Below are 21,365 nucleotides of genomic sequence, written 5' to 3'. Positions count from 1 at the left end.
GATGGGCGCGGTGGCGGGCTGTCGTAGGTATTTTGAGCCGGGGCATGGGAGGTTGCTGGCTTGATGGGCTCAACAGGTCGTAGCGCGGTGTCGCGTGTGTGGGGCGGCTGAACATTCATCATAAGTGACCCTTTAACCTGTACGTCAGAAAGCACCCCCCCAGGCGGTTGAACTGCGCGGTGATGCCTTCGATGAGTAACGGTGGGGCTTATGGAGTTCCTTTTGTGTGTCGCGGTTTCACTGCTATTGTTTTTTCCAACTGTTTCACCTGCCAGCGGCTCAAGCCAGGTTCTGTTCGGTCAACCGCTGCATCGCCAACCGTCGATAGTGGGAAGGGGTCATGCCCTTGAGTTGCTGAAAGCGCCGGTTGAAGTTGGAGATATTGTTAAAGCCTGACTCAAAGCACACATCGGTGACGGCCTTGTCACCGTCCGCGAGCAATTCGCAGGACTTGCTGATGCGCAGCCGGTTGACGAATTCGATAAAAGTGCGCCCGGTGGCCTGCTTGAACACCCGGGAAAAGTACGTTGGCTTCATCCCCAGGTGTTCCGCGACTTCCTCCAAAGGCAACTCCCGCGCGTAGTGGGCAAAGATATAGTCCACCGCGCGGTTGGTGCGGTCGATGCTGTGTTCATCGGCCAGTTGCGGCGTGGTTACGCCGGAGAGCAGTTGGTAGTCTTCGCAGGCGCTCAACACGTCCAGCAAAATGAAGAAATGCCCAAGGCGCGCCATGCCCCGGCTGTCTTCGATACGCTGCATTAACTCGATGGCCTGGGCGATGGTTTTTTTGCAGCGAAACTCAACGCCGTACTGTGCCCGTTCAAGTAACGGCGTCAGGCTCTTGAGTTCGGCGAACAAGTGGTTGCCCTGCTCAAACAACTCATCGGTGAAATTCACCAGCATGTCGCGCTTGGGGACCACCTCGTCCTCTTCCACCTGGCTTATCCAGTTGTGGGGCAGGTTGGGGCCGGTGAGGAACAGGCTTTCCGGATAGAAATTGCCGATGTAGTCGCCGATAAACACCTTGCCGGCGCTGGCCACGATCAGGTGCAGCTCGTATTCCTTGTGGAAGTGCCAGCGCACCAGCGGGCAGGGGAAGCCGTGCTGGCGATAGATGATGGACAGACCGTTGTGATCGTCCATCAACTCGTAGGAGGGGTCGGTAATGCGCATTGCTCGGGTCATGCTGCCGTCGCTTTATTGTGGTTGCTGCACAGGATAATGCCCCCTTGCGCGCAACCTCGCCAGCGCCAACCTTTATAGGCTGCGGTTTTTTGCCTCGATCCACTGCGACATGTACTGAGTACTTTTATGCGCATGGTGGCGCAGCATGCTGCCGGTGAAGTTATCCCGGCGATGGGCCGCGAGTTGGCTGCGGCAGCGTTGCAGGCAGTCTACAAGGGCCGGGCCGTGGAAGGTTTGGTCGTAGCGTCGGGCGAGCAACTGGCGGCCGGCCTCCTGGGCCTGTGTCCAGCGTTCGTGGTCTTGATACAGCGCCACGGCCGCCGCCGCCAGTGCCGGCGCACTCTGTTCGATCATGCCCGGCCACGGCTGTTCGTCGCCCATGGCCTCGGCGCCAATCGGCGTGGTGATATTCGGCGTGCCGCAGAGCATGGCGTCCATCAGTTTGCCCTTGATCCCGGCGCCGAAGCGTATGGGCGCCAGGCAGATACGTGCGGCCGTCATCACTTGCAGGGCATCTTCGGCCCAGTTCATCACATGAAAACCCTGCGCAGGGTTGTGCAGGGCGGTGGCCTTGGGCGGCGTATAGGCGCCGTAGATATGCAGCTGTGCTCCCGGCAGTTGCTGGCGGATCAACGGCCACAGGCTGTTCTTCATCCACAGCACCGCATCCCAATTGGGCGCATGGCGGAAATTGCCGATACTGAGGAAGTGCGCGCGGTCTTCAAACGGCGCAAAGGCTTCAGCCGGCGGCTCCAGCATCAACGGGCACCAGTGGAGCAGGGCGGCGGGCACCTTGAATTGTTCGGTGAGCAGGCGGATTTCCACATCGGAAATCATCAGGCTGATATCACAGCGGTAAATGGCGGCGATCTCGCGCTTGGCGATGTCGGTGTCGGCCATCAATTGGAATTCTTCCTGCAGTGCCGGCTCGAACAGCGCGCTAAAGTTGTCGCTGTCCGGGTGAGCCTTGAGCTGGGCCTTGAAACGCTGCTGACGCGCATCGCGCAGGCTTTGCAGGTCGGAGGTTTCCAGCACGCGCAAGGCATCGGGGCAGCATTGCTCCACGCGCCAGCCGAACTGCTCCTCCATCATGAAACGGTCGAAAACCACAATATTCGGGGCTAACGCGCGGATAAAATCATCGAAACTGCTGTTATTGAGTTCGATGGCGCACTCGGCGATGCCCAGGGCAGGCAAGTCTGCCTTGTGTTCACCAATAGTCGCCGGGCTGCTGAAGGTAATGTCCCAACCCTGGTCCAGGAAGCTCTGCAGAATCTGCATCATATGCCCGCCGGCGGCCGAGGAGCGGGGTTCCGGCCAGACATAACCAATGACCAGGACTTTGGTGGCGGGCTGATTCATCTAAAGCAGATCCTTGAAGGGCGGGTAAAAACGCGCAATTAAACCACACCTGCGTGGCATGACAATTTGTGTCCGGTGGTAGGTAGTCACTGCACTTTGTGGTTAACTTCGGCCTCTCGAATTCGTTTAACCAAAACCCAGCATAAGGATTCCGTTCATGGCTCAAGTCACCCTTCGTGGTAACCCTGTCCAGGTTGAAGGCGAATTGCCGAAAACCGGTTCCACCGCTCCAGAATTCAACCTTGTCGCTGAAGACCTGTCCCCGGCAAGCCTGGAAACGTTCGCCGGCAAGCGCAAAGTGCTGAACATCTTCCCAAGCGTCGATACCCCGACCTGCGCAACATCGGTGCGTAAATTCAACGCCCAGGCCAACGATCTGAGCAACACCGTGGTGCTGTGCATCTCCTCCGACCTACCATTTGCCCAGAAGCGTTTCTGCGGCACTGAAGGCCTGGACAACGTGCTGAGCCTGTCGGACTTTCGCAATGCCGACTTCGCCGTCGACTACGGTGTGTCCCTGGCCGATGGCCCACTGCAAGGCCTGACCGCCCGTGCCGTGGTGGTATTGGATGAAAACAACAACGTGCTGCACAGCGAACTGGTTGCGGAAATCGGCCAAGAGCCAAACTACGAAGCAGCCCTGGCTGTTTTGAAGTAACTGTTTCGGCGCATTACTGTCATTTTGCAGTAGCACGCTTGATGCAAGATTGCGGCCTGGCCTAGTCCAGGCCGTTTTTATTTGCGGCTCAAACGCTTAGCGAAATAGCCAACCGACTAAGGTCAACCGTTAAAAGTTGTAATCCAAGGTAAATAGCCGGTAAAGGCGCTTTTCTTAATGCGCCCCAGTGCTTATCTTTCAGCCTCCCAAAGAAGAAGCTCTCGCGCCCAATGGTTGATCACTCCATGCAATCCTCCCCCCGCAACTCCCGCCGCTGGCTGTTCGGCCTGCTCGTGCTGTTGGTTATCGCCGGCCTGTGCTGGAAATTCTGGCCCGCCGGCCATAAAGATGCCACTGCGCAGAAACCGGCCGGGCATACCGGCAAGACGGGGATGGCGCGGCCCGGTTTCGGGGGTTCCACCGGCCCGATCCCGGTGCGCGTGGCACCGGCCGTGCTGGGTGAGTTCCCGGTGTACTACAAGGCCTTGGGCACGGTGACCGCGCTTAACACCATTAATGTACGCAGCCGGGTGGGCGGTGAGCTGGTCAAGATCGCCTTTGAAGAAGGGCAGATGGTCAAGGCCGGCGACTTGCTTGCGGAAATCGACCCGCGCAGCTACCAGAACGCCTTGCTCCAGGCCCAGGGCACGCTGCTGCAGAACCAGGCCCAACTGAAAAACGCCCAGGTTGACGTGCAGCGTTACCGTGACCTGTATGCCCAGGACAGCATCGCCAAACAGACCCTGGACACCGCCGAAGCTCTGGTCATGCAATACCAGGGCACGGTCAAGACCAACCAGGGCGCGGTGGACGACGCCAAGCTCAACCTCGAATTCACCAAGATCCGCGCGCCAATCAGCGGCCGCGTCGGCCTGCGTCAGGTCGACGTCGGCAATCTGGTGGCGGCCAACGACACTACCTTCCTGGCGGTGATCACCCAGACCCAGCCGATCAGCGTGGTTTTCACCCTGCCGGAAAACACCCTCGACACCGTGCTCACCCGTTACCACGCAGGCAACAAGCTGCCCGTGGAAGCCTGGGACCGTGGCGATGTGAAGCAACAGGCGGTCGGCGTGTTGCAGAGCCTGGACAACCAGATCGACGTGACCACCGGCACGCTCAAATTCAAAGGCCGTTTCGATAACAAGGACCAGGCGCTGTTCCCCAACCAGTTCGTCAATGTGCACCTGCTGGCCGACACCTTGCACAACGTGGTGCTGGCGCCGTCCGCGGCTATCCAGTTCGGCAACAGCGGTACCTTCGTCTACAAGCTCGACGGTGATAAAAAGGTCAAGATGCAGCCGTTGGTGGTCGGTGATACCGATGGCGACAACACGGTGATCAAAGAGGGCCTGGTGGCCGGTGACCGCGTGGTCCTGGAAGGCACCGACCGCCTCAAGGACGGCAGCGACATCGAAGTGGTCAACGACAGCAGCGAAGTGCCGACCACGCCGACCGAACACCTGCAAGGCAAGCCTGCGGCAAAAGGGGAGACCGGCGCTAACGCCGGCAAGGCGCAAAAGGTCGGTTCATGAACCTGTCGCGACTGTTTATCCTTCGCCCGGTTGCCACCACGCTGAGCATGCTGGCCATCGTCCTGGCCGGCATCATTTCCTACCGTTTGTTGCCCGTCTCGGCCTTGCCCCAGGTGGACTACCCGACCATCCGGGTGATGACCCTGTACCCCGGCGCCAGCCCGGACGTGATGACCAGCGCAGTCACTGCGCCGCTTGAGCGTCAGTTCGGGCAAATGCCCGGCCTCACACAGATGGCCTCGACCAGTTCGGGCGGCGCCTCGGTGCTGACCCTGCGCTTTAACCTCGACATCAATATGGATGTTGCCGAGCAACAGGTGCAGGCCGCGATCAACGCTGCGACCAACCTGCTGCCCAAGGACTTGCCGGCGCCGCCGGTGTACAACAAGGTCAACCCGGCGGATACCCCGGTGCTGACCCTGGCGATTACCTCCAAGACCATGCTGCTGCCCAAGCTCAACGACTTGGTAGACACGCGCATGGCGCAAAAAATTGCACAGATCAGCGGCGTCGGCATGGTCAGCATCGCCGGTGGCCAGCGACAGGCCGTGCGCATCAAGGTCAACCCCGAGGCCCTGGCGGCCAACGGCTTGAACCTGTCGGACGTGCGCACCCTGATCGCCGCCTCCAACGTCAACCAGCCCAAGGGTAACTTCGACGGGCCCACGCGCGTTTCGATGCTCGATGCCAACGACCAGTTGGTCTCGCCCGAGCAATACGCGCAGTTGATCCTGGCCTACAACAATGGCGCGCCTTTGCGCCTTAAAGATGTGGCGCAGATCGTCGACGGCGCCGAAAACGAGCGCCTTGCCGCCTGGGCCAATGAAAACCAGGCGGTGTTGCTCAATATCCAGCGCCAGCCCGGCGCCAACGTGATCGAGGTAGTGGACCGCATCAAGGCGTTGCTGCCGAGCATCACCGACAACCTGCCGGCGGGCCTGGATGTGACGGTGCTTACCGACCGTACCCAGACCATCCGCGCCTCGGTAAAGGACGTACAGCATGAATTGCTGATCGCCATTGCCCTGGTGGTGATGGTGACGTTCCTGTTCCTGCGCCGGGTCAGCGCCACGATCATTCCGTCGATCGCCGTGCCGCTGTCGCTGGTGGGTACCTTTGGCGTGATGTACCTGGCAGGCTTCTCCATCAACAACCTGACACTGATGGCACTGACCATCGCCACCGGGTTTGTGGTCGACGATGCCATCGTGATGCTGGAGAACATCTCGCGCTATATCGAGGAAGGCGAGACGCCCATGGCGGCTGCGCTCAAGGGCGCCAAGCAAATCGGGTTCACCCTGATTTCCCTGACCCTGTCGCTGATCGCGGTACTGATTCCGCTGTTGTTCATGGCCGATGTGGTCGGGCGGCTGTTCCGCGAATTTGCCATCACCCTGGCGGTGGCGATCCTGATTTCCCTGGTGGTGTCCCTGACCCTGACGCCGATGATGTGCGCGCGCCTGCTCAAGCGCGAACCCAAGGAAGAAGAACAAGGCCGTTTCTACAAGGCCAGCGGCGCCTGGATCGATTGGTTGATCGAAGCCTATGGGCGCAAATTGCAGTGGGTGCTCAAGCACCAGCCACTGACCCTGTTGGTGGCCATCGCCACCTTGGGTCTTACCGTGGTGCTGTACCTGGTGGTGCCCAAGGGCTTTTTCCCGGTGCAGGACACCGGGGTGATCCAGGGCATCTCGGAAGCACCACAGTCGATTTCGTTTGCCGCCATGAGCCAGCGCCAGCAGGAGTTGGCCAAAGTGATCCTGGCCGACCCGTCGGTTGAAAGCCTTTCGTCCTATATTGGTGTGGATGGCGATAACGCCACCCTCAACAGCGGCCGATTGCTCATCAACCTCAAGGCCCACGGCCAGCGCGACGTGAGTGCGGCCCAGGTGATTACGCGCCTGCAACCGCAGATCGACAAGCTGGTGGGCATTCGCCTGTTCATGCAGCCGGTGCAGGACCTGACCATTGAAGACCGCGTGAGCCGCACCCAGTACCAGTTCAGCATGTCCTCGCCGGACGCCGACCTGCTGGCGCTGTGGAGCGACAAGCTGGTACACGCCCTCAGCCAGTTGCCGGAACTCACCGATGTGGCCAGCGACCTGCAGGACAAGGGCCTGCAAGTGTTCCTGGTAATTGACCGCGACGCCGCCTCGCGCCTGGGCGTGAGTGTGTCGACCATCACCGACGCGCTGTATGACGCCTTCGGCCAGCGGCAGATTTCCACCATCTACACCCAGGCCAGCCAGTACCGCGTGGTATTGCAGGCCCAATCGGGTGAAACCCTGGGGCCGGCGGCGCTCAACCAGATCCATGTGAAAACCACCGATGGCGGCCAGGTGCGGCTGTCCAGCCTGGCGCATGTGGAGCAGCGTCAGGCGCAACTGGCAATTGCGCATATCGGCCAGTTCCCGGCGGTGATGATGTCATTCAACCTGGCCCCGGGCGTTGCACTGGGCAAAGGCGTGGAGCTGATCAACCAGACCCAGAAGGACATCGGCATGCCAGTAGGCGTGCAGACCCAGTTCCAGGGTGCGGCCCAGGCGTTCGAAGCCTCGCTGTCGAGCACCTTGCTGCTGATCCTGGCGGCGGTGGTGACCATGTACATCGTGCTCGGTGTGCTGTACGAGAGTTACATTCACCCGATCACGATTCTTTCCACGTTGCCATCCGCCGCCGTCGGCGCTTTGCTCGCATTGCTGCTCAGTGGTAATGACCTGGGCATGATCGCGATCATCGGCATCATCCTGCTGATCGGTATCGTCAAAAAGAACGCGATCATGATGATCGACTTCGCCCTCGACGCCGAGCGCAACCAGGGCCTGGACCCGCAGACGGCGATTTATCAGGCAGCATTGCTGCGTTTCCGGCCGATTTTAATGACCACCCTGGCGGCCTTGTTTGGTGCGGTGCCATTGATGCTGGCCAGCGGTTCGGGCGCCGAACTGCGCCAGCCGCTGGGCCTGGTGATGGTCGGCGGCTTGCTGGTAAGCCAGGTGCTGACGCTGTTCACCACGCCGGTGATCTACCTGTATTTCGACCGCCTTGGCCGCCGCTGGCGCAAAGAGCCGCAGAGCCTGGAGCCGGTTGAGTCATGAACCTGTCCGGACCTTTTATTCGCCGGCCGGTAGCCACCATGCTGCTGAGCCTGGCGATCATGTTGCTCGGTGGCGTCAGCTTCAACTTGCTGCCGGTTTCGCCCCTGCCGCAGATCGACTTTCCGGTGATCGTGGTGTCGGCCAGCTTGCCTGGCGCCAGCCCCGAGGTCATGGCGTCTACCGTGGCGACACCGCTGGAACGCTCATTCGGCGCGATCTCCGGCATCACCACCATGAGCAGTTCATCGAGCCAGGGCTCGACGCGGGTGATTCTGGCATTCGACTCCGGCCGCGATATCAACGGTGCGGCGCGCGAAGTGCAGGCGGCCATCAATGCCTCGCGCAACCTGCTGCCCAGTGGTATGCGCAGCATGCCGACCTACAAGAAGATCAACCCATCCCAGGCACCGATCATGGTGCTTTCGCTGACCTCTGACGTGCTGCAAAAAGGCCAGCTGTACGACCTGGCCTCGACCATCCTCTCGCAAAGCCTGTCCCAGGTGCCGGGCGTGGGCGAAGTGCAGATCGGCGGCAGTTCCTTGCCGGCGGTGCGTATCGAGCTGGAACCCAAGGCGTTGGACCAGTACGGCGTGGCCCTTGACGATGTGCGCAACACCATCGCCAATGCCAACCAGCGCCGGCCCAAGGGCTCCCTGGAAGACAGCGAGCGTAACTGGCAGATCCAGGCCAATGACCAGCTGGAAAAGGCCAAGGATTATGAGCCACTGCTGATCCGCTACCAGAACGGCGCCGCCTTGCGCCTGGGGGATGTGGCGAAGATCAGCGACGGCGTGGAAGACCGCTACAACAGCGGCTTCTTCAACAATGATTCGGCGGTGCTGCTGGTGATCAACCGCCAGTCCGGCGCCAACATCATCGAGACCGTGCGGCAAATCAAGGCCCAGTTGCCGGCGTTGCAGGCGGTGCTGCCGTCCAGCGTCAAGCTCAACCTGGCCATGGACCGTTCGCCGGTGATCACCGCGACCCTGCATGAAGCCGAGATGACCCTGCTGATTGCCGTGGCCCTGGTGGTGCTGGTGGTGTACCTGTTCCTGGGGAACTTCCGCGCCTCGTTGATCCCGACCCTGGCGGTGCCGGTGTCACTGGTCGGCACTTTTGCGGTGATGTACCTGTTTGGGTTTTCGTTGAACAACTTTTCGCTGATGGCGTTAATTCTGGCCACCGGTCTGGTGGTGGACGACGCCATCGTGGTGCTGGAAAACATTTCCCGGCATATCGACGACGGCGTGCCGCCGATGAAGGCGGCTTACCTGGGCGCCGAGGAAGTCGGCTTTACCTTGCTGTCGATGAACGTGTCGCTGGTGGCGGTGTTTTTGTCCATCCTGTTTATGGGCGGTATTGTCACCAACCTGTTCCGTGAGTTTTCCATCACCTTGTCGGCGGCGATCATTGTGTCGCTGATTGTTTCGCTGACGTTGACCCCGATGCTCTGCGCGCGCTGGCTCAAGCCGCATGTCAAAGGGCATATGACCGGTTTGCAGCGCTGGAGCCAGAAGGTCAACGACCGCATGGTTGCGGTCTATGCCACGAGCCTGGATTGGGTGCTGCGCCACCGGCGCCTGACCCTGCTGAGCTTGTTGATTACCGTGGGCGTGAACATCGCGCTGTACGTGGTGGTGCCGAAAACCTTTATGCCGCAGCAGGACACCGGCCAACTGATCGGCTTTGTGCGCGGCGATGACGGGCTGTCGTTCAATGTGATGCAGCCGAAGATGGAAACCTTCCGTCAGGCGGTACTCAAGGATCCTGCAGTGCTCAGCGTGGCCGGCTTTATCGGCGGCAACAACGGCACCAACAACGCGGTGATGCTGGTGCGCCTCAAGCCTATTGCCGAGCGCAAGCTCTCGGCCCAGGCGGTGATCGAACGCCTGCGCAAGGAAGTGCCGCTGGTGCCGGGCGGGCGACTGTTTCTGATGGCCGACCAGGACCTGCAATTTGGCGGCAGCCGGGACCAGACCAGCGCCCAATACTCCTACATCCTGCAAAGCGGCGACCTGGCTGCGCTGCGTTTGTGGTACCCGAAAGTGGTCGCCGCCTTGCGCGAGCTGCCGGAGCTGACCGCCATCGACGCCCGCGAAGGTCGCGGTGCGGCGCAGGTGACGCTGGTGGTCGACCGCGACCAGGCCAAGCGCCTGGGCATCGACATGAGCATGGTCACCTCGGTATTGAACAATGCCTACAGTCAACGGCAGATTTCCACCATCTATGACAGCCTCAACCAGTACCAGGTGGTAATGGAGGTCAACCCGAAATACGCCCAGGACCCGATCACCCTGAACCAGATGCAGGTGATCACCTCCACGGGCGCGCGGGTGCCGTTGTCAACCATTGCCCATTACGAAAACAGCCTGGCCGACGACCGTGTCAGCCATGAAGGCCAGTTCGCCTCGGAAAACATTGCCTTCGACATGTCGCCTGGGGTGACGGTGGAGCAGGGCACGGCCGCTATCGAGCGGGCGATTGCCAAGGTCGGTTTGCCCGAAGACGTGATCGCCAAGATGGCCGGCACCGCGGATGCGTTTGCGGCGACCCAGAAGGGCCAGCCCTTCATGATCCTCGGCGCGCTGGTGGCGGTGTACCTGGTGCTGGGCATTCTGTATGAAAGTTACATTCACCCGCTGACCATCCTCTCGACCTTGCCCTCGGCGGGTGTCGGTGCGCTGCTGTCGATCTACCTGCTGGGCGGCGAGTTCAGCCTGATATCCCTGCTGGGTCTGTTCCTGCTGATCGGTGTGGTGAAGAAGAATGCGATCCTGATGATCGACCTGGCGCTGCAGCTGGAGCGCCACGATGGCATGAGCCCGTTGGAGTCGATCCGCAGCGCCTGCCTGTTGCGCCTGCGGCCGATCCTGATGACCACGCTCGCCGCGATCCTCGGCGCCTTGCCGTTGCTGCTCGGTTCCGGCGATGGCGCCGAAATGCGCCAGCCCCTGGGCTTGACCATCATCGGCGGGCTGGTGTTCAGCCAGATCCTGACCCTTTACACCACCCCGGTGGTTTACCTTTATCTTGACCGCGCACGCCACCGCTTCAACGCCTGGCGCGGCGTGCGTACCGATGCTGCCTTGGATACTGCGCTATGACCGATTCAACGAATGCCGCGACACTGTGGCGAGGGAGCTTGCTCCCGCTGGGCTGCGCAGCGGCCCCAAACCAGCGGCCTCGCCACACCACACGTATCGGCAAGGGTGCGAAGGTGGTAACGATGCTGCTGTGCGGTGCATTGCTCAACGCCTGCGCCATCGGCCCGGATTACAAACGCCCGGAGGTGGTCGAACCCGCGCAGTTCAAGCAAGCCCAGGGCTGGCGCCAGGCCAACCCCAGCGATTCCCTGGCCCGGGGTGCCTGGTGGGAGTTGTACGGCGATCGCCAGCTTAATGAGCTGGTCACGCGGCTTAATAACTCCAACCAGACCGTGGCCCAGGCCGAAGCGCGCTTTCGCCAGGCCCAGGCCCAGGTGCGCAGCGCGCGCGGGGCGTTTTTCCCAACAGTGGACCTCAGTGCCGGTAAAACCCGAGCCAGCCAGGGCACCGGCAGCAGTAACGCCAGCCTCAGCAGTTCCAGCAGTGGTATCCGTGACACGCTCAACACCCAGTTGGGCGTGAGTTGGGAGGCCGATGTGTGGGGCAAGTTGCGCCGTGGCCTTGAGGCCAATGAAGCGACGGCTGAGGCCAGCTCGGCGGATTTGGCGGCGATGCGTTTGAGCCAGCAATCGGAGTTGGTACAGGACTATCTGCAATTGCGCGTGATGGACGAACAGACGCGTCTGCTGCAGGCCACGCTGGAGACTTATCAGCGCTCGCTGAAGATGACTGAAAACCAGTACCGGGCGGGGGTTTCCGATAAAGCCGCGATTGCTCAGGCGCAGACCCAACTGAAGACCACACAGGCCAGCTTGATCGACTTGATCTGGCAGCGTGCGCAGTTGGAAAACGCCATTGCGGTGTTGATCGGCGAAGCGCCGGCCAACTTCAATCTGGCGGTGAGCAAAGACATACCTGCCTTGCCGCAGATTCCGGTGAGTGTGCCGTCGCAATTGCTTGAGCGGCGCCCGGACATTGCGTCGGCAGAGCGCTCAGTGATTGCGGCCAACGCGAATATCGGTGTGGCCAAGGCGGCTTATTACCCGGACCTGACCTTGAGCCTGGCGGGCGGGTATTCCAGCAGCACCTATGCGGATTGGATCAGTTTGCCCAACCGGTTCTGGTCGGTGGGGCCCAAGCTTGCGATGACCTTGTTTGACGGTGGGCAGCGTTCGGCTGAGGTTGATCGTAGCGTGGCGTCCTATGACGAGACGGTGGCCAAGTACCGTCAGACCGTACTGGATGGTTTCCGTGAAGTGGAAAACTATATGGTGCAGTTGAAGGTGCTGGAGGATGAGGCGGTAGTCAGCAATGAAGCCCTGGAGGCCGCGCGCGAATCCCTGCGCTTGACGCAGAATCAGTACAAGGCCGGGCTGATCGCCTACCTGGATGTGGTGACGGTGCAGGCCACTGCGTTGAGCAATGAGCGCACGGTCTTGACCTTGTTGCAGACGCGGTTGGTGGCAAGTGTGCAGTTGATTGCGGCGTTGGGTGGCGGCTGGGACGGGCAGACGTCTTTGGCTGAGAAGCAGTGACTGGGTAGCTTTTAAAAACAACTCAAGCACCTTCCCAATCAAGGCTGGGCACTGTCACTGTGGCGAGGGAGCTTGCTCCCGCTGGGCTGCGCAGCAGCCCCATAAAACTTGCGGGCGCTGCGCACCCGAGCGGGAGCAAGCTCCCTCGCCAGAACAGCCCGCACTTGTTACTCCTCGGCACATCGTTGATCAAAATCCGCCCGCGCCTGTTCAATCGCCCACGGCCTGATTTTCAAGCAGATGACTCGCCTCAGCGGGCTGAAGCAAGTGGCATCTCAAGGTCAGTAGATTGGCGTCAAAATGACACTAATAGCCCGTTGATAATTAATCAAACCGGCAATAATTATTCTCGCTACAATCGCCCGCTTTGCCACTTGGCACGGGCGTTTCAGGCCCGTCAGTCTTGAGAAGTCCCATGCTGATCGGTAGCTATTCCCCCTCTCTGGTCGTGATCTCCCTGTGCGTCGCGATCCTGGCGTCCTACACCGCGCTGGACCTGGCCGGCCGTATTGCCACCGCCAAGGGCCGTGCGGTGTACCTGTGGATGGCCGGTGGGGCAATGGCCATGGGCGTGGGCGTCTGGTCCATGCACTTTATCGGCATGTTGGCGTTGCGCCTGCCATTTGCGCTCGGGTTTGACCTGGGTATTACGGCGCTGTCGTTATTGATCGCCGTATTATCCAGTGGCTTTGCACTGTGGCTGGTCAGCCAGCCACGTCTGCCGGCCTGGCAACTGGCGTTTGGCGCGCTGGTGATGGGTGCCGGTATTGCCAGCATGCACTACACCGGCATGGCCGCGATGCGCATGACCCCGGGTATCGACTACGACCCCGCGCTGTTTGGCGCTTCGTTGTTGATCGCCGTGGTGGCGTCCGGTGCGGCTTTGTGGATCGCTTTCAACCTGCGGCGCAACACGCCTTACGTACGCCTGGCGCGGGGTGGCGCTGCAGTGGTGATGGGCATTGCAATCGTCGGTATGCACTACACCGGCATGGCTGCCGCACGCTTTGATGACAACAGTTTCTGTGGCGCCGCGCTGACGGGCCTGAGTGGCAAAGGCCTGGATAACCTGGTGCTGGTTACTTCGCTGGCGGTCTTGATCATCGCGTTATTGACCTCATTGCTCGACGCCCGCCTTGAAGCCCGTACCGCCGTGCTCGCCGACTCACTGACCCTGGCCAACCAGGAACTCACCCATCTGGCCCTGCATGACATGCTCACCGGTTTGCCTAATCGCACCTTGCTCGCCGACCGCATTCAACAGGCCATACAGGCAGTGAAAGAGCAGGGTGGTTGTTTTGCATTGATGTTTATCGACCTGGACGGTTTTAAACCGGTCAATGATGCTTTTGGCCATCACCTGGGTGACCAATTGCTGCGCGAAGTGGGTTTGCGTTTGCGCGAAGACCTGCGCAGCCAGGACACCTTGGCGCGCATCGGCGGTGATGAGTTTGTGTTGCTGGTGCAACTGACTCAGCCGGACGACGCCCTGGGCTTGGCCGAGCGCCAGGTCGGCCTGATCAACCGTGCGTTCAAGGTGGCCGAGCACGAACTGAAGATCTCCGCGAGCATTGGTATTGCCCTGTTCCCCGGCAACGGCGGCAACCCCCAGGAACTGTTGATGAACGCCGACGCTGCGATGTACCACGCCAAGGGCATGGGCAAGAACGGCTACAGCTTCTTTGATGTGTCGATGAACACCAATGCGCGCAAACAGCTGCAGTTGTTGCAGGACTTGCGCAACGCCGTTGAGCACCAACAGTTCCGCCTGTACTACCAGCCCAAGTTCGACGCACTCAGCGGTATTGCGGTGGGCGCCGAAGCGTTGTTGCGCTGGGAGCATCCACAGCAGGGGCTGTTATTGCCTGCGATGTTTATCGAGCTGGCGGAAAAAACCGGGTTGATCATTCCCATCGGCGAATGGGTGCTCAATGAGGCTTGCCGCCAGATGGCCGTGTGGTATGCGCAGGGTTATGAAGACTGGCGCATTGCGGTCAACCTTTCGGCGTTGCAGTTCTGCCATGCCGGGCTGGTCAAGAGTGTCGCGGCGGCGCTGGAACGTCACCAGTTGCCGGCCAACAGCCTGACCCTGGAAATCACCGAAACCACCGCCATGAGCGATGCCGATGCGAGCATGACCGTGTTGCAGCAGCTGTCGGACATGGGCGTGGACCTGTCTATCGACGACTTTGGCACCGGTTATTCGAGCCTGATGTACCTCAAGCGCCTGCCCGCCAACGAGCTGAAGATCGACCGAGGTTTTGTGCGCGACCTGGAGCACGACAGCGACGACGCAGCCATCGTCTCGGCCATTGTCGCCCTTGGCCAGGCACTTGGGCTGCGCATTGTTGCCGAAGGCGTGGAGACCGATGTGCAGCAGAGTTTCCTCACCCGGCTGGGGTGCAACTCCCTGCAAGGCTACTTGCTGGGTCACCCATTGCCGGCCGAGGGTTTTATGGCCGATATCCAACGCGCCGAAGACGCCATAGCGCCTGACAAAAGCCGTGGATGACGGGTATTCTTGGATCCAACCTTAAACCGTTGGTTTATTCAGGAGACCGCACGCATGGACAAAGTCGTCATCATCACCGGGGGCAGCCGTGGTATCGGCGCCGAGACGGCCTTGCTGGCTGCACGCCAGGGCTATTCAATTTGCATCAACTTCCAGTCCGATGAGGCGGCCGCCCAGCGCGTGCTGGACCAAGTGCGCGCCTTGGGCGCACAAGCCATTGCGGTGCGCGCCGACGTCAGCATCGAAGATGAAGTGATCGCTTTGTTCAACCGCGTTGACGCCGAGCTTGGGCGCGTGACGGCTCTGGTCAACAACGCCGGCACCGTGGGGCAAAAGTCGCGGGTCGATGAGATGTCCGAGTTTCGCATCCTCAAAATCATGAAAACCAATGTGCTGGGGCCGATCCTGTGCGCCAAGCAGGCGGTGCTGCGCATGTCGCCCAAGCATGGCGGGCAGGGCGGCAGCATTGTCAACGTCTCGTCGGTCGCCGCGCGCCTGGGTTCGCCGGGCGAATATGTCGACTATGCCGCGTCCAAGGGCGCACTCGACACCTTCACCATCGGCCTGTCCAAAGAGGTGGCGGGTGAGGGCATTCGCGTCAATGCGGTACGCCCGGGTTATATCTTTACCGATTTCCACGCCTTGAGCGGTGACCCGGATCGGGTCAGCAAGCTGGAGTCCGGCATTCCCATGGCCCGTGGCGGGCGCCCGGATGAAGTGGCCGAAGCGATTATCTGGCTGCTGTCGGACAAGGCTTCGTACACCACCGGCACCTTTTTGGATTTGGGCGGTGGGCGTTAACGTTTCGGCTGATCAGGTGGGCAGATAACGCAGCGTTTCATATCCGTACCGGGAAAATTGTCTGAGCAGACTGGCTTCGGAGTTAATTGTGCTGCCGTAGCCGCTTAGGCAAAATCCGTCGACATGACCGTTACGGCTTTCACTGCCGTTAAGGGTTCGATAATCCACGTTATCGATAAATCGCAGTACTTTGTCCAGATCGTAGGCCGCATTGGCTCTGGCTTCTAGGTCAGGATTGGCGTCCGTCCAGTCACCGACCTGCTTTTTGAGGTCATCTCCGATCTCATAATGATCACGACTTTCCAAAAAACGCCGCGTGACGGAACTTTGTTCAATAATCCGCTCCGCTGAGCGATGATCACCGGCTGGTCTGCCCATGGGCGCGGACATTTCGCGAAGCTGATTTTGTTCGGCTACGCGCATGTAGTTGGGAGGAACAGGCAGCGGCTTAAGGCCTGGCGAGATAGTATGGGTCATGGGAATCCTAAACGTTGAACGTAGAAAAAGGCATTTTCGAGGTAAGAAAAGTGTGCCTCTTTATGTGGTTCAAGCTTCGATTCAGTTCCTGCTCAAAATGACCGCACAATGCGGCCCAACGTTTCCATGGCCTTTTCCGATGCCTCGGTCCACGGGCTGCCGTAGTTCAAGCGAATGCAATTTCTGAAGCGCTGGGTTGCCGAGAAAATCGGCCCCGGCGCGATGCTGATGCCCTGTGCCAGGGCCATCTGGAACAGCTTCAACGAATCGGTTTGCTCCGGCAGTTCCAGCCACAGGAAATAGCCGCCGGCCGGCTGGCTGACCCGCGTCTGTGCCGGGAAATACCGGGCGATGGCGGCCAGCATGGCGCTCTGCTGTTCTTCCAGGGCGTAGCGCAATTTGCGCAGGTGCCGGTCATAGCCGCCGTGTTGCAGGTAGTCGGCAATCGCCGCCTGGGCCGGCATCGAGGGGCACAGCGACGTCATCAGCTTCAGGCGTTCAACCTTCTGCGCATAGCGCCCGGCCGCAACCCAGCCGACGCGATAACCGGGCGCCAGGCTCTTGGCGAAGGAGCCGCAGTGCATCACCAGCCCTTCGGTGTCGAAAGCCTTGGCCGGTTTTGGCGCGTGCTGTCCGTAATACAACTCGGCGTACACATCGTCCTCGATCAACGGCACCTGATGGCTGCGCAACAGTTCTACCAGTGCCTGTTTTTTCGCCTCTGGCAGGGTGGCGCCCATAGGGTTCTGGAAGCTGGTCATGGTCCAGCAGGCCTTGATCGGGTAGCGCTCCAGGGTTTGTGCCAGAGCATTGAGGTCGATGCCGTCGCGCGGGTGTACGGGGATTTCCACTGCTTTAAGCTTCAGGCGCTCAAGCACTTGCAGGCAGGCATAGAAGGCCGGGGCTTCGATGGCGACCAGGTCGCCCGGTTCGGTTACCGCTTGCAGGCACAGGTTCAGCGCTTCGAGGGCACCGTTGGTGATCAGCAGCTCTTCCATCGGCAGCATCAGCCCGCCGACCATGTAGCGCAGGGCGATCTGGCGGCGCAGTTGCGGGTTGCCCGGCGACATGTCGGTGACCACAAGGCGCGGGTCCATCTCGCGGCTGGCACTCGCCAACGAGCGCGCCAGGCGTGGCAACGGGAACAACATGGGACTGGGGAACGCCGAGCCGAACGGCACGGTGTTGGGGTCCTTGATGGAGTCGAGCACTGAGAACACCAGCTCACTCACATCGACTTCGGTGGACTCATGCACGTGTTCACTCACCACCGGCTCGGAAAACGGGCTGGGCGCGTGAGTGTTGACGAAGTAGCCGGAGCGCGGCCGCGCACGGATCAGGCCACGGCGTTCCAGCAGGTAGTAAGCCTGGAACACCGTGGACGGGCTGACGCCGTAGGTCTGGCTGGCATAGCGCACCGACGGAACCCGTTGCCCAGGGCCGAGGACGCCGGAGCGGATCAGTTCTGCGATGTCATCGGCGAATTTTTCGTAGCGTTTCATGGGGGCCTGATTAACTTTATAAAATTGAACGCGGACTCAATGTAGGAGCGGGCTTGCTCGCGAAAGCGGTGTATCAGTCACAGTTATATAAACTGACCCGGCGCCTTCGCGAGCAAGCCCGCTCCCACATTTGGATCTCCATGTATTAAACGAGAACTCAACGATTCATCGGCGCCACAAAGCGACTGTCCGCTGCACTGTAAATCCACGGTTCATCCACATCCACAACCTTGAAGCGCAAGGTCTGCGAGCTGCTCGCCGGTTTATCGGCCAACAACGCCACCGACACCGGCACGTCGCTGATTTCTCCCGGCGCCAGGCTGAGCCGGGTCTTGCCTTGCAACTGGAAGCCCTCGGCGTCTACCAGTTCCAGGCGGTAGTCCTGGCGCTGCTGGGTCTTGTTGATGACCTTCAAGCTGTAGATATTTTCGATCAGCCCCTGGCTGTTTTCACGAAACATGCCTCGGTCCTTGGTCACGTCCAGCGACACCATTGGCCGTTCGATCAAGGCCACCACCAAGGCGGCGATCATCACCAGCAGCACGGCACTGTAGCCGATCAAGCGTGGCCTGAGCAGGTGGGTTTTGCCGCCTTGCAGTTGATGTTCGCTGGTATAGCTGACGAGACCACGGGCATAACCCATCTTGTCCATGATCGAATCGCAGGCATCGATGCACGCCGCACAGCCGATGCATTCCATTTGCAGGCCGTCACGAATGTCGATGCCGGTGGGGCATACCTGCACGCACAGTTGGCAGTCGATGCAGTCCCCCAGCCCAACCTGCGCCGGTTTCACTTCGCGTTTACGTGGGCCACGGCTTTCGCCACGCGCCGCGTCGTAGGAAATGGTCAGGGTGTCTTTGTCGAACATCACGCTCTGAAAGCGCGCATACGGGCACATGTGCATGCACACCGCTTCGCGCAGCCAGCCGGCGTTGAGGTAGGTGGCTGCGGTAAAAAACAGCACCCAGAACAGGCTCGCGCCGCCCATTTGCCAGGTCAGCAACTCGGTGGCCAGCGGGCGGATTGGCGTGAAGTAGCCGACAAAGGTCAGCCCGGTCAGCACGCTGATAGCCAGCCACAGCGTGTGTTTGGCCGAACGCCGCGCCAATTTGTTCAGGCTCCATGGCGCCGCTTGCAGTTTGATGCGCTGGTTGCGCTCACCTTCAGTGACCTTTTCACACCACATAAACAGCCAGGTGAACGAGCTTTGCGGGCAGGTGTAGCCGCACCATACGCGGCCGGCAAATACGGTGATTGCAAACAGGCCGAACGCGCAGATGATCAACAGCGCCGACAGCAGGATGAAATCCTGGGGCCAGAAGGTGGCGCCGAAGATGTGGAATTTGCTTTCGGCCAAGTCCCACAACACGGCTTGGCGCCCGGACCAGTTCAGCCACACAGTGCCAAAAAACGCCAGGAACAGCACAGCGGCGCCGCTCACACGCAAGGTGCGGAACAGGCCGGTAAAGCTGCGGGTATGGATCAGGTTGTCACTGGATTTGGCCTTCACCTTCTTTGGGTGTATGGGCTCAAAGGTGTCCACGGTTGGGATTCTTTCGCTCATGGTCGTTCGCTCATCAGCCTCCATCAGGCCAATGAACTATGAGCTTCAAGCTGTTTGCATAACAGACTCAGGTAGGTCGATAAAAAGCGGATCAGATAGGTTTTTTATACGTCACTGCGACAATGTGCTGCACCCCGTGGCGCCTGGGGCGCAGCTGCATTGTGCGTGGGCTGACACAGATCAATCAAATCACCGAATCACCGTCGGTCGCCTTCAAGTGTTTGCGACCGTCCCTGGCACCGGCGACGGTCAATGCGTCCGCTTCGGCTTCAGTGATGTAGACCCGACCGCCTTTGGACCCTACAAAAGACATGGATTTGGCGCTGTCGGTACTCACCGTCACATCAGCGGCAGGCAGGGCGTGTTCCTGGCCCTCGTCAGTGGCCTTGAAATAGCACGTTTGATTGTCGATACGTACAGGCATGGTGCTCTCCTTTTATGGGCAGTCATGGGTTAGGGCGTCGTGCAGTGCCAGGTGTTCCAGGCAACTGACTGGCGGTCGGCGCTGTCCATCGTCTAACCACACTAAAACGGATAACGACCATGGACGCCTGGTGGCAAGAAGTGCTTCAAACCCTGCACGCTGAATTCGCTGACATCGCCGATGCAAAGCAGCTCACGCAGATAACCGTTCGCCTGCTTATCGCCGCGATCCTGGGCGGTATCCTGGGGTTCGAGCGTGAGCACAAGGGCAAGGCGGCGGGGGTTCGCACCCACATGCTCGTGGCCTTGGGCGCTGCACTGTTTGTGCTGGTGCCGCAGATGTCAGGCAGCCAGTCGGATGCGATGAGCAGGGTATTGCAGGGGGTCATCGCCGGCATCGGCTTCCTGGGCGCCGGCACTATCCTCAAGGGCAAAGAGGATGAAGAGGGCCAGCACGTTAAAGGTCTTACCACTGCGGCCGGGTTGTGGATGACCGCTGCGATCGGCGTGGCGGCAGGTGTCGGGCGTGAATCAACGGCGGTCTTGAGTACTCTGCTGGCGCTGGTTGTACTGAGCTTGATGCCCAAAGTCGTCAAGCTCTTCGAGAAGGAACATTGAGTCCGAGATCAATGAGCCTGCATCCTTGATCTAATGTGTGTTGGTTTGAGCGTTTCGGTGATGGTGTTCATATCCATTACCGTCTGGGCTGTGTCCTTCACGCACCCATTCAGTTGCTCGAATGCGCCTGCCGTGCCTCTGAAAAACTCATAGACATGGCGGAAACCATAATCGTCCTTGCCCGATATCAACTTTAAGATCAAGGCGATTTTCTGTTTGTCATAAGCCGCCTGATAGTCGCTGAAATACAGTTGGGTGGACAATTTTACGCAGTCCTCGTCGCTGTTTTTTTGCAGAAACTCGCCGATGTCCGTCAGCAGGTGAGCAACTTCATCGGCATCAGGTTCTTTCAACATGGCGTCGACACTTTCCTGGCTGAAATGCACGCGCATGTCATTGAGCACTTTTCGCGACTTCAGCTCGTTGGGGGCGCGCAAAACCTGGGCGATATCGTCCTCTGTGAGGCTGGCTTTGAACTCCTTGAGATAACGCCGGCTGATAGAAACCTCTGGATCTACGTGTGGGTGGTGGCCCTGCTTCACATTAATGTCCGACATGGTATTAACCTGCTCGCGTTTAAGAAGGGGAAAAATTAAAGGTGCTCCAGTAATCGCGAGTAGGACTTTAGCAATAGGCGCACAGGCGAGATGTAGGCCATTTCACCTGTGCGCGCAGGGTATTGCTCTTTTAGGCAGGCACTTGATGCCGAGTACGCGTATGAGTGAGGGCGTTGATCAACCGGATTGAACAATCACCGGCGGCATGGTCGTGGGCGGTTCCTCTACCGGTGGCGGCACGTTTTCCGGTGGTTCCTTCTCCGGGATCGGTTCCGGTTCACTCGGCGGCAGGGTTGGACTGTCGATATTCGGGTCCGGGGTTTCAGCCGGGATCGGGATATTCATCGGTATGGCCTCCTTTGTGCTTTGCTCTATCGGTGGACAACCGCCGGGCAGGTTTGATTCCCGCCCAATGGCGGTACATCCACCTG

16 protein-coding genes are annotated in these 21,365 nt (G+C 60.0%); 8 read left to right on the top strand and 8 right to left on the bottom strand.

Annotation, left to right across the window (positions count from 1 at the left end):
• Positions 1-279: 279 nt before the first annotated feature.
• Together ACTD9P_RS08035 and ACTD9P_RS08030 are read right to left on the bottom strand one after the other, a co-directional pair.
• A complete protein-coding gene (locus ACTD9P_RS08035) occupies positions 280-1,185 on the bottom strand; it encodes a helix-turn-helix domain-containing protein (RefSeq protein WP_438867286.1) in 906 nt (301 codons plus the stop codon).
• Between the two features lie 72 nt (positions 1,186-1,257).
• Entirely contained in the window at positions 1,258-2,547 is a 1,290-nt protein-coding gene (locus ACTD9P_RS08030; protein ID WP_438867285.1) for a glycosyltransferase, read from the bottom strand.
• A gap of 157 nt (positions 2,548-2,704) precedes the next feature.
• Here ACTD9P_RS08030 and tpx point away from each other — a divergent pair, with 157 nt between their 5' ends.
• The 7 genes from tpx to ACTD9P_RS07995 all read left to right on the top strand — a co-directional run bounded on the left by tpx (position 2,705) and on the right by ACTD9P_RS07995 (position 15,790).
• Positions 2,705-3,205 carry a thiol peroxidase gene (gene tpx, locus ACTD9P_RS08025; RefSeq protein ID WP_438867284.1) on the top strand — a complete coding sequence of 167 codons (501 nt, stop codon included), beginning with the start codon at positions 2,705-2,707 and terminating at the stop codon, positions 3,203-3,205.
• Positions 3,206-3,435: 230 nt separating this feature from the next.
• Complete coding sequence (locus ACTD9P_RS08020; protein ID WP_438867283.1) at positions 3,436-4,740, top strand: MdtA/MuxA family multidrug efflux RND transporter periplasmic adaptor subunit; 1,305 nt, start codon at positions 3,436-3,438, stop codon at positions 4,738-4,740.
• Positions 4,737-7,838 carry an MdtB/MuxB family multidrug efflux RND transporter permease subunit gene (locus tag ACTD9P_RS08015; protein WP_438867282.1) on the top strand — a complete coding sequence of 1,034 codons (3,102 nt, stop codon included), beginning with the start codon at positions 4,737-4,739 and terminating at the stop codon, positions 7,836-7,838. The genes ACTD9P_RS08020 and ACTD9P_RS08015 overlap by 4 nt, the downstream gene beginning before the upstream one ends.
• On the top strand, positions 7,835-10,942 hold the full coding sequence (locus ACTD9P_RS08010) for an efflux RND transporter permease subunit (protein ID WP_438867281.1): 3,108 nt from the start codon (positions 7,835-7,837) through the stop codon (positions 10,940-10,942). Before ACTD9P_RS08015 ends, ACTD9P_RS08010 begins: the two co-directional genes overlap by 4 nt.
• A gap of 122 nt (positions 10,943-11,064) precedes the next feature.
• Positions 11,065-12,477, top strand: a complete 1,413-nt coding sequence (locus ACTD9P_RS08005) for an efflux transporter outer membrane subunit (protein WP_438867280.1) — start codon at positions 11,065-11,067, stop codon at positions 12,475-12,477.
• Between the two features lie 415 nt (positions 12,478-12,892).
• Positions 12,893-14,989, top strand: a complete 2,097-nt coding sequence (locus ACTD9P_RS08000) for a putative bifunctional diguanylate cyclase/phosphodiesterase (protein ID WP_438867279.1) — start codon at positions 12,893-12,895, stop codon at positions 14,987-14,989.
• Positions 14,990-15,043: 54 nt separating this feature from the next.
• A complete protein-coding gene (locus tag ACTD9P_RS07995) occupies positions 15,044-15,790 on the top strand; it encodes an SDR family oxidoreductase (RefSeq protein WP_438867278.1) in 747 nt (248 codons plus the stop codon).
• A gap of 12 nt (positions 15,791-15,802) precedes the next feature.
• Here ACTD9P_RS07995 and ACTD9P_RS07990 read toward each other — a convergent pair whose 3' ends face one another.
• The 4 genes from ACTD9P_RS07990 to ACTD9P_RS07975 form a co-directional block, all read right to left on the bottom strand.
• A complete protein-coding gene (locus ACTD9P_RS07990; protein WP_438867277.1) occupies positions 15,803-16,267 on the bottom strand; it encodes a hypothetical protein in 465 nt (154 codons plus the stop codon).
• 92 nt (positions 16,268-16,359) lie between these two features.
• On the bottom strand, positions 16,360-17,769 hold the full coding sequence (gene mapR, locus ACTD9P_RS07985; protein ID WP_065906638.1) for a GntR family transcriptional regulator MpaR: 1,410 nt from the start codon (positions 17,767-17,769) through the stop codon (positions 16,360-16,362).
• Positions 17,770-17,926: 157 nt separating this feature from the next.
• Positions 17,927-19,336, bottom strand: coding sequence for a cytochrome c oxidase accessory protein CcoG (gene ccoG / locus ACTD9P_RS07980; RefSeq protein WP_438867276.1), 1,410 nt, complete (start codon positions 19,334-19,336; stop codon positions 17,927-17,929).
• 184 nt (positions 19,337-19,520) lie between these two features.
• Positions 19,521-19,760, bottom strand: coding sequence for a DUF3203 family protein (locus ACTD9P_RS07975; RefSeq protein ID WP_438867275.1), 240 nt, complete (start codon positions 19,758-19,760; stop codon positions 19,521-19,523).
• Between the two features lie 119 nt (positions 19,761-19,879).
• On the opposite strand from ACTD9P_RS07975, the gene ACTD9P_RS07970 reads away from it, so the two are divergent.
• On the top strand, positions 19,880-20,377 hold the full coding sequence (locus tag ACTD9P_RS07970; protein ID WP_138817491.1) for an MgtC/SapB family protein: 498 nt from the start codon (positions 19,880-19,882) through the stop codon (positions 20,375-20,377).
• 8 nt (positions 20,378-20,385) lie between these two features.
• On the opposite strand, the gene ACTD9P_RS07965 is transcribed toward ACTD9P_RS07970, so the two are convergent.
• Positions 20,386-20,934 (bottom strand): hypothetical protein, encoded by a 549-nt coding sequence (locus ACTD9P_RS07965; protein ID WP_438867274.1) that lies wholly within the window; start codon positions 20,932-20,934, stop codon positions 20,386-20,388.
• 177 nt (positions 20,935-21,111) lie between these two features.
• Positions 21,112-21,279 carry a hypothetical protein gene (locus ACTD9P_RS07960; protein WP_438867273.1) on the bottom strand — a complete coding sequence of 56 codons (168 nt, stop codon included), beginning with the start codon at positions 21,277-21,279 and terminating at the stop codon, positions 21,112-21,114.
• Between the last annotated feature and the right edge of the window lie 86 nt (positions 21,280-21,365).

Source organism: Pseudomonas onubensis (genome assembly GCF_965653655.1).
Lineage (GTDB): Bacteria > Pseudomonadota > Gammaproteobacteria > Pseudomonadales > Pseudomonadaceae > Aquipseudomonas.
This window is presented reverse-complemented; position numbering and strand designations above follow the sequence as displayed.